The organism is Clostridium sp. SHJSY1 (assembly GCF_031626875.1).
In the GTDB taxonomy this organism is placed as follows: domain Bacteria; phylum Bacillota; class Clostridia; order Clostridiales; family Clostridiaceae; genus Clostridium.
Genome location: NZ_JANDMF010000086.1, coordinates 1 through 9,925, shown reverse-complemented (window position 1 = coordinate 9,925; position 9,925 = coordinate 1). Strand labels below are relative to the sequence as shown.

The 9,925-nt window shown below is 28.6% G+C and carries 11 protein-coding genes; 1 reads left to right on the top strand and 10 read right to left on the bottom strand.

What is annotated here, in order from left to right:
* Window positions 1-30 precede the first annotated feature (30 nt).
* The 3 genes from NNC19_RS22825 to leuB are packed head-to-tail and all read right to left on the bottom strand — an operon-like array spanning window position 31 to window position 2,781.
* Window positions 31-459: a 3-isopropylmalate dehydratase gene (locus NNC19_RS22825; protein WP_310941006.1), complete on the bottom strand. Its 429-nt coding sequence runs from the start codon at window positions 457-459 to the stop codon at window positions 31-33.
* Between the two features lie 43 nt (window positions 460-502).
* On the bottom strand, window positions 503-1,669 hold the full coding sequence (locus NNC19_RS22820) for an aconitase family protein (RefSeq protein ID WP_310941005.1): 1,167 nt from the start codon (window positions 1,667-1,669) through the stop codon (window positions 503-505).
* 35 nt (window positions 1,670-1,704) lie between these two features.
* Window positions 1,705-2,781, bottom strand: coding sequence for a 3-isopropylmalate dehydrogenase (gene leuB / locus NNC19_RS22815; protein WP_310941004.1), 1,077 nt, complete (start codon window positions 2,779-2,781; stop codon window positions 1,705-1,707).
* A gap of 280 nt (window positions 2,782-3,061) precedes the next feature.
* Between leuB and NNC19_RS22810 the strand changes: the two genes are divergently transcribed.
* Window positions 3,062-4,087, top strand: a complete 1,026-nt coding sequence (locus NNC19_RS22810) for a LacI family DNA-binding transcriptional regulator (RefSeq protein ID WP_310941003.1) — start codon at window positions 3,062-3,064, stop codon at window positions 4,085-4,087.
* Window positions 4,088-4,223: 136 nt separating this feature from the next.
* On the opposite strand, the gene NNC19_RS22805 is transcribed toward NNC19_RS22810, so the two are convergent.
* The 7 genes from NNC19_RS22805 to NNC19_RS22775 form a co-directional block, all read right to left on the bottom strand.
* Window positions 4,224-5,444, bottom strand: coding sequence for a macrolide family glycosyltransferase (locus NNC19_RS22805; protein WP_310941002.1), 1,221 nt, complete (start codon window positions 5,442-5,444; stop codon window positions 4,224-4,226).
* 243 nt (window positions 5,445-5,687) lie between these two features.
* Window positions 5,688-6,101 (bottom strand): hypothetical protein, encoded by a 414-nt coding sequence (locus tag NNC19_RS22800; protein WP_310941001.1) that lies wholly within the window; start codon window positions 6,099-6,101, stop codon window positions 5,688-5,690.
* A gap of 3 nt (window positions 6,102-6,104) precedes the next feature.
* Window positions 6,105-6,302, bottom strand: coding sequence for a helix-turn-helix transcriptional regulator (locus NNC19_RS22795; RefSeq protein ID WP_310941000.1), 198 nt, complete (start codon window positions 6,300-6,302; stop codon window positions 6,105-6,107).
* Between the two features lie 161 nt (window positions 6,303-6,463).
* Complete coding sequence (locus NNC19_RS22790; protein WP_310940999.1) at window positions 6,464-7,375, bottom strand: PHP domain-containing protein; 912 nt, start codon at window positions 7,373-7,375, stop codon at window positions 6,464-6,466.
* Window positions 7,376-7,628: 253 nt separating this feature from the next.
* The gene (locus NNC19_RS22785; RefSeq protein WP_310940998.1) at window positions 7,629-8,594 is read right to left on the bottom strand and encodes a glycoside hydrolase family 43 protein; all 966 of its coding nucleotides are present in this window, start codon (window positions 8,592-8,594) and stop codon (window positions 7,629-7,631) included.
* A 309-nt stretch (window positions 8,595-8,903) separates the two neighbouring features.
* Window positions 8,904-9,416 carry a DUF2812 domain-containing protein gene (locus NNC19_RS22780; protein ID WP_310940997.1) on the bottom strand — a complete coding sequence of 171 codons (513 nt, stop codon included), beginning with the start codon at window positions 9,414-9,416 and terminating at the stop codon, window positions 8,904-8,906.
* 13 nt (window positions 9,417-9,429) lie between these two features.
* Window positions 9,430-9,750, bottom strand: a complete 321-nt coding sequence (locus NNC19_RS22775; RefSeq protein ID WP_310940996.1) for a helix-turn-helix transcriptional regulator — start codon at window positions 9,748-9,750, stop codon at window positions 9,430-9,432.
* Window positions 9,751-9,925: the final 175 nt, after the last annotated feature.

Here is a 9,925-nt window from a genome sequence, read left to right as displayed (position 1 = left end):
TTATTAAAGATAGCCTAAGAATCTGTTTTTCTATTCAACTGTAAAATTATTCAAGTTAAAATGCACTATTATAGTTACACATTTATTTACTTCAACTTCAATAATATCTCCATCATTACATGATTCCTGAACACCATCACATTCAATAAGAAGTAATCCTTTATTAAATCCGTTTCTAAAGAAAATACGTGCAAATGACTTTGCTATAACAATTTTCACACCATTAACTCCAATAACTGCTGGAGCTTGTTCTCTTGAAGATCCACACCCAAAATTTTTACCACCAATTATAATATCTCCAGGTTTTGATTCTGAAGCAAATTCTGGTCTTAAAAGTTCAAAAGCATATTTGCCCATTTCTTCTAGTGTTGGAATTGTACCTCTACGTCCTGGAATTATTGTATCTGTATCTACATCATCAGGCATCTTCCATACTCTTCCTCTAAATATTTTGTCCATTATTTTTCCCTCCACATGAATAATATATATTTATTATCAATATTTATAGTTTCGAAAATGTTTTGGTTAGTGCTGCTGCTACTACAAATTCTGTTGATGCAATATAAACCTCAGAATTTTTAGATCCTAAACATCCTTCAAAATTGTAACTTCCTGTAGTTATCATTTTCTCTTCTGAACCTATTACTCCAGCTCCCTGTAATATAATATTACGATCACTAGGTGGAAGAATTTGTGCTCCAAAATCTATAAAAATCTCTAATAATCCTTCTTCCATGGCTTGAAGATAAACTTTACTTGAAACAGGACTTATATTTAACCTAAAACCTAAAGCTATTCTTTTTCCTTTCATAACCTTTGCTGCTAAACGAAGATCCTCTATATATCCTCCTGTATATCCACCTATAAATCCGGCATTTAGACTAATTGATTCTAATTCGCTAACTTTTTTGAACTTAAATTCTGATTCATATTGTTTTTTTTCTGTTGGCATAGCTACAACAGCTTCAATTTCTCCTAATTCTAAAGAAATATTTTTTTCATAATTACCTCCTAGATTTTCATTAACAAGTGCTGTAAAAGCACCTGTTCTTGTTGCCATACTACAAAGAACTGTCTTTTCGTGATTATTTAAATTCTTTAATCCTTCACCAATAAATTCAATTACTTTTCCTTCAAAATTTACTCCTGAAGTATTTCCAAGAAAAGTGATAAATAAATCTATTGGGGATATCCCTTTTGATAATTTTCCTTTTAACTCTATTGCAATAGTTTCAGGGACTTTCACTTCATATTCCCCACTCATTAGAAGATTTCTCATTGTACTAACTTCTAAATTCAAACCTAAAGCTCCAATAGATCCATATATTGAGTTATGTGCTCCAAAAGAAGCTATAACTTGTCCAGCTTTTGCATATGAATCAAGCATTACTGCATAACTTGCACCTTGTGCTTGTATGAATTTTATCCCATATTCTTTTGAGAATCTAACTAATTTTTGAAATATAGCTGCACCTTCAGAATCTCCTGCTGGTACATCGTGATCTATAATAATAATAACTTTATCTTTGTCCGCAATTCCCCTTTTTTTATCTATCAAATCAACTGATTTATGCCCTATGCCATCATTAATCACTAAGTAATCTGGCTTTATTGTTACAACTTGACCAGCTTTTTCACCTAATATTTTTTCAATCATTGTTATTTTCATAAGCTCGTCTCTCCTTATTTTTTTAATTATTTATGCTAAATATAATCAGCTATCACATTCCCCATCTCACTTGTTCCTACAAGTATTTTGCCATCCACATATATATCTTTAGTAGCATGTCCACCGCTAATAGCCTTATCTACTGCTTTTTCTATTGCCATTGCTTCTTCTTCAAGATTAAATGAATATCTTAACATCATAGCTGTTGATAGTATAAGCCCTATAGGATTAGCAATATTTTTCCCAATAATCTCATAATTAGTGTTATGTAATTGGTTAGGTTCAAACATACCTTTTCCATTTATATCCAAAGTTGCTGCTGGTAATATTTCTACCGAACCCACAAGTCCACTTAGCTCATCAGAAATTATATCTCCAAAAATATTAGGTGCAACTATTACATCATAATTTGAAGCATTTTTAATAACATCCATAGCTCCACCATCTATAAACATATGTTCAAGCTTTACATCTGAATAATTCTCAGCAACTTCTTTCATCACCGTTCTCCATAATACTGAACTAATAAGCCCATTTGCTTTATCTAAGCTCATCACCTTTTTATTTCTTTTTCTAGCTGTTTCAAAGGCCCATTTTGCAGTATCTGAAACAATCTTTTCATTATAGTATTCTTTATCATACGCTTCCCTACCAAAGATACCCTTACCACTATACTTTTCTGATGGTAATCCACCTCCAGTGACATCTCTTATAACTGTTACATCAATACCTTTTTCTAAAATATTACTATTCAATGGTGAAAATTCTTTTAAATTTTCTTTTAAAAACACAGGTCTTATGTTTACACAAAATCCAAGTTCTCCTCTCAGTTTAAATAGAACTCTTTCTGGCCTCTTTTCTATAGGATAATCCTTCCATCTACTTCCGCCGATGTTTCCCAATAATATAGCATCACTACTTTTGCAAATATTAAAATTTTCTTCTGTTAAAGGTTCTCTATATTTATCTATAGAAACTCCACCTGCACAACATTCTATAAATTCAAATTCATGTCCATATACTTGTTCTATTTTTTTTAGAACCTTTAGTGCCTCTATCATAATTTCTGGTCCAATCCCATCACCAGAGATTACTGAAATTTTATATTTCATACTTTCAAACCATCCCCTTTTCTGTTTTTATTATTAATTAGTACTAAGTTTGAAGTTAAAACTGTTATATATTTTAGATCTAAACATGTAACATACTATAATTTAGTACAACGTTTTAGTAAAACGTTGTACTAAATTACAATTTGATTTTATCTTATAACATTTTACTTGTCAATAATCTTGTTAAACTTTTGACAAAATTATATATTTTTTTGAATTATTCTCCTCTTTAATATATAATGAATTTTGAATTTAATTAATTAGAATAGGAGACCATAAAATGGCTACAATGAAAGATGTTGCTCAATTAGCAGGAGTATCTATATCAACAATCTCAATTGTTATAAATGGAAAGGCTAAAGAACGTAATATTCCAGAAACTACATATAAAAAAGTAATGGATGCAATTGAAACATTAGGTTATCAACCTAATGTTAGTGCAAGACGCTTAAGAAATTTAGATTCTCCAAAACCAATTATTGCTTTATATTGGCCTCTTGATACGAGAACTACCATGTTAGCAGCTTTACTTACAGGAATTCAGATAGAATTGCAAAAAAATCAATTTGATTGTGAACTAGTTATTCAAACTTACAATAACGATGAAATATCAAATCATTCTAAAGAGATTATTAACAATACATATACTGGAGTAATTATTGGTGCAACTTCTGATATAGATTTAGATTATTTAGAATCACTATCTCCTAGGATACCAGTTATTCTAATCAATCGTAAATCAAATAAATTCTCTACTGTTTCTGTTGATTCAACTGATGTGGCAACAGAAGCAATTTCTTTGCTTCATAAAAATTCAATAAAGGAAGTTACTATAATTGAAGCTGAAAATCCATATGTTGCTTCAAGTCAACGTATTAGAGCTTTTCTTAATTCATGTAAACAAAATAACATTTTAGTTGATAAAGAAAATATTATTACAGCACCTAATTCATTTGCTGGTGGTATTGAAGCTGTTAATAGATACATAAATTTAGATAATAAATTTAAAACTGTGTTTGTTGAATCTGATTTAATTTCTTTAGGAATGATTTGTAGATTTAATGAACTTAATATAAAAATTCCAGATGATGTGTCTATTATTTCAATTGGGACAATTGGATCTGATTTCACAAAATATTCAACACCATCCATTACCACAATTGATATTCCTGCTGAAAAAATAGCAAGTTCTGCTATTTCTATATTAGTAGAAACATTATCAAAAAAGAATTTACAAGAACGACTAATTCCTGTACATAAAAAAATTCAACCAATAACATATATAAGAAAATCATTTCAAATATAGATAAAAATTCAAATAATAACTTTCTAAAATAAATAAAAGAACCTATGAATTAGGCAAAAAATGCACTATTCTATAGGTTCTTTTTATACACTAAATATATAATGATTAAGAATATTTATTCTCTTCTTACTTGGAGCTATCTACTTTCTTGTAATCTCAATATTTCATCAACAGCTCTCTTATATCCACCACATTCTCTAAATGATTCATCTATTCTTTTTATATTTTCTATATATTTTGGTTCTGTTAACACCTTATTTATTGACTCTCTCAAAATCTCTGGAGTAAGCTTGTCTTTTTCTAAAGTAATTGATGCTCCCAGAGATTCTGTTCTTGATGCCATATATGGCTGATCAGCTCCTAAAGGAATTGCAACAAATGGAACCTTATTAAATAGTAAATCATTTGTAGTATTCATTCCTGCATGAGTTATAGCTGCTTTTGCATATTTTAAAATTTCTCCTTGTGAAATATAATTTTTTATAATAAAGTTCTTAGGAATATCAAAATCTGATAAATCTATATTATAAGCAGTCATAGCAACTACTACATCTAAATCTTTAAAAGCTTCAAAAAATATCTTATAAATGTTAAGATCTACATTATTATATACAGTACCTAGCGAAATATATATAACCTTTTTCCCTTCTATCTCTTTATATGGAAAATCTGATACATCTTCTTTTCTATCATATATAGGTGGTCCTATAAATTTGAAAGTTTCATCATATGCTTCAGCATTTGATACAAAGTCTTTTGATGTATATGCCAAATTTATATCTCCTCTATTAAATAATAAATTTACTATTGATTCTGGCATATCTATGTCATACTTTCCACTTATTCTATCTGCAATTTCCTTGTATTTATATAACATATGGTTATTTGAAGAATTTTCTCTAGATTGTCCATCTTTTCTTGCTGATGCCATCTCTTCTTTAGTTGCAAATATTGCAAATGATGAGAATGAGGGTATTTTTAATATTTTTGCTATAATGCTTCCATATGGAAATACAGAAGAATAGCCAATATAATCAAAGTTAATATCTTTTATTTGTTCTAATATACTCTCAATTGTTCCCTCACAAGGAGCTATAAATGTTTCAAAAATATTCTCAAGAAATTCTCTATTAGCAGCCTCACTATCAGGCTTTTTTGATTTTGCGAGTATACTAATTTTTTCTCCAAATTCACCATAACTTCTAAATACTGCACCTGTATTTTCTATTTTTTCTTTAAATTCTTTGTTGCAAAAATACACCACTTCTTCTCCACGCTTAATTAATTCACTTACAATTCCTAATGTTGGATTTAAATGTCCATATGCTGGAATTCCTAAAAATAATACTTTTGCCATCTTCAACACATCCTTTTTCTATTTTTACTATATCTAAAAGCATTTATATTTTACTTTAAATAGTTACTTTATATAAAATTTTATTTCTAGCCTTTTTGTACTGGCTATGGCTTTATATTACAGGTAATTTGTGGGTTGAACAATTGTACTTTAGGGCAAGTTAATATTGTACTTTAGGGAAAAAATACTGATTATTTTCCTAGTGAACTAAAAATGAGGATAGTAAATACCCTCATTTTACTCTTAATTATTTTTTGCAATTTTGTTTGCTACAATAAACCAAATTACTAATTTTGATCCCATTATAACAGCAAAAAACATTATTACATCTTTATATCCTAAAACAGCTGCAACTAACATTGCTGCAGCTTCTACATAAATAAAAATACTATAAACCTTACTATTTGTTTTTTCTCTAATAAATACTGTTCTTTCTTCTGTTTTCATAGTCTCTACTTCTTTACATCTTTTTGGATTCTTTATAATTCTCCAATTAATTATTATCATCATTAGGCCAACTAGAGTAAACGTTGTTCCTATACTTGATAAAGGTGAACTTTCATAATTACTATAAAAAAGAAATGATGAAATTAGGAACACAATACCTAACATAAAAAATCCAATACTAAAATACAATTCTTTTTTCATATAATTCATATTCTACTCCTCCTCAAAGATAAATACTTTTTCAATATTTGTATCAAATAAACTCGCTATCTTATGGGCAAGAAATATAGAAGGATTATATTTACCATTTTCTAATGAAATGATTGTTTGTCTAGTAACACCACATACTTTAGCAAGATCCTCTTGAGTTAATTTTCTTTCTTTTCTTAGGTCTTTAATTATATTCTTCATTAAATACCTCCTTTGCAATTTGTTAAGCTGGCTTTACATTTTTGAATATAATTATATTTCATGAATTTTTTTCCTTATAATAAAAGTATAGTTTGCTTTACATTTAATGTCAAGAAAAAAGTTAAGCTAACTTTACATCCTTTAGCTTAACTTCTAATCTCCTATATTTTTCTCACTGGAAATTGAATCTCTGTTAGACATTCATCCTCTGAATCTTTATTCCACACTCCATTAATTTTAGTATAAACATCATAAGGGATAAATAAATTATTACTTTTCCCTCTTCCAATCTCTATTTCCGCCCTATTTTTTCCATGATAATCTGTGCCCCCAGAAATCATTAAATTATATTTTTCAATTAAATAATCTAAAAATTCATAATCAACTTTATTAAAGGAAGGATAATATCTCTCTATACCATCTAGTCCTAATGAAATTAAATACTTAATTTCCTCTTCTATCTCTTCATTACTTAATCCTGAAAATCCAATAGATTTATTATAATGTGCCAAAAAGGATAATCCTCCAGCTTCTTTTATAATTCTAATAGCCCCTTCAGCTTTTATTAACTCCTTATCTCCATAAGGAATTGGATCTAAGTATTTATCCCAAATTTCTTGAGCTGAATTACACAATTTATTCTCTAAAAAATATCTATAAATATCATATCTGTCTAAGTACTCCCCTTTTGACTTTTTTCTTAAGTCATCTATTGATATGTGTATCCCCTGACTTTTTATTTTAGATATTATGTCTTTTACCCCTTTATCTCTAGACATTTTCATTTCATTATAGGCACTCAGGAACTCTTCATTTTTTAAATCTATTCCAAGACCTAAAATATGAATTATTCTTCCATTTTTATAAAGAGAACTTATTTCTATTCCAGCTAAAAAATCAATATTTTTTTCTCTTGCTGCTATATATGCTTCCTCTATTCCACCTATATTATCATGATCTGTAAGAGCAATAGCTTTAATATTTTCTTTTAGAGCTACCTCTATCAATTCTTTTGGATTGCATGATCCATCTGAAATATTAGAATGCGTATGCAAATCTATTCTATCTCCCATAACTTCCCCACCTTAATCTATATTAACTATATTAAATCCTTTTTTCTAGCTTCATCAATAAAACTCTCCCCATCAATATGAATACAAAGTACTAATGTTTTATTCTTCCTTATATATGCTGAAGAATTTCCTTATACAACATAATATCCTGAACCACGTCCTAAAAATTTTAATCTATTCATAATTTTCCTCCACAAAATTTCATAGCAAAAGAAAGACCACCGAAATTTTCAGTAGTCTGTCTTTATAGTTTTTAATAAATTGGCCATTTTTTAGAGTCAAAATATAAATCACTGATTAATAGTGTTGGAGCACCATTATTATTGGCATCATAAGCATGACGAGCTATAACCCATGAGTTTCCATTTTTATATACATATTCTCCTCCTGGTCCTTTCCATCTGCCATTTCCTGTATCTAAAAGAGAGTAACCTCCCTTTCTCATATCAACACCATTTTTATCAACAAATGGACCAGTTATACTTTTTGAACGTCCATAAGCAATCTTATAAGTACTATTTACACCACTACAACATTTATCTATTGAAGCAAATAAGTAATAGTATCCATTATTATAAACCATACTTGCACCTTCAATTCCACCACTTCTGTTTGCAATTGAAGATATAGTTCCAGTAGGCTTCATAGTTGTTTGATTTAATCTTACTACATGAATCCCATCAAACCAAGATCCAAAAGTCAACCAAGGTTTTCCATCCTTATCTATAACAAGATTAGGATCTATTGCATTATATGCATCTTTTCCTGCTTTAGATGATATAACCATACCATCATCACGCCAATCTCCTTTATTTACGCTTGTACAAGACATTAATCCTATTGCTGAATTGTTTTTACCAAATTCAGAAACACAATAGAACATCCAATATCTTCCCTTATAATATTGTAAATCTGGTGCCCAAACATCATTATCTCCCATTTTAGGAGCATATTTTCTCCACCAAGATAACTCCTTTGGAAATACTTGAATGCCTTGATGCCATACTTTTCCATCATTTGAATATTTCATAGAAAGACCTTTTCCTGTGCTAGGAGACCACCAAGTATTTCCATCCCTAGCTAAGGTTGGATCATGTGATCCCACATCACCTGATAATGGCCATGCTGCTGCAGAAGCTTTCATATTACTTACACATAAGACTGAAACTGATATCAATCCTAATACAAATAATGTTTTAATCATTCTTTTTAATTTCATTGCATTTCCCCCTATTCTTCTTTTGATTTAATTAACCTCTTTTTTACCTTATTGATATATTAAATTTTTATTACATAGCTTAAGAGTTAACGTTAGTTAAATCATATTTTGTAACCTTTTACACAATTATAGAATTTAAATTTTCATATGTAAATAAATTTTCTTAAGTTAATATTATTTAATCATAAACCCTTTAATTTATGCACTTACGATAATATTCTTTTCTTTAAATATTCTGTTTTTCAATTTTTTTGTAATTAGCAAAAAACCTTAAAACAAAATTTTCTCTGTTTTAAGGTCTTTATTAATTTAACTCCTAGATTTTTTATAACATTGTATTGATGATATAATATAAAGTAGTGCAATTACTCCCCATATAATACTTCCAATATATTCTTTATCAATTATATCTTCTACTGAAAATAATAAAAAAATAATTGCAAGTGCTAAATCTATTATACATAAATTCCCCTTTTTTAAGGTATCTCTCATTGTAGCATATTTTTCTAATTCAGATTCACGTTCACTATATATAGGTTTTATTCCTTCCTGAGCTGAAAATATATGCATTTTACCACCTATAGAAAGAACTTTTGTCCAACCTGACTCTAAAAACATATCAAAATACTCTTCAGTAGCTTCATCTTGATAATCTAAACTATATACTATATCTTTAGGCTTCTCTTTTCTTAATTTATAAAAAAATCCTCCTGCAACTATTTTATCTAGCATCCATCCCTCTTTTGCATAACGGCTCAGTTTCTTCATATCACTTTCTTCTGAAAAAGCTAAGCCTCCACAAATAGCATATTTTGATTTCATAAAAAACCCCTCCTTAATTTGCTAAAAAATGTTCAGCAAACTTAACCATCTTTTTCTTTCTTTCAATTTCTTTTATTAACATCTCATGTCCAGTTTTTGTAATTTTATATATTTTTTTATTATCTTCTGTTGTTTTCAAATCTATAAGTCCAGCTTTTAATAGCTTTTTTAAAGTAGTATAAAGAGATGCTGGTCCAATACTGACTTCACCATTGGTTAAATCTTCAATTGTTTTCATTATTAAATAACCATGTTTTTCTTGAACTACACTCACCAAAATATAGAAAGAAGTATCTGTTAATTCTCCTATATATATAGAATCTTTTCTTGGCATTTCTCTCTCCTTTCTTATAACTATATCATTAAATGATATATTATATTTGCAAGTATATCATTAAATGATATACTTGTAAATATTTCCTTAGAAATTTGCATAAAAAAAGTGGCTATGCCACGCTCCCTTCGGGAAAATTATTTTGCAAGCTAAATTTAAAAGCATGGAATACTAA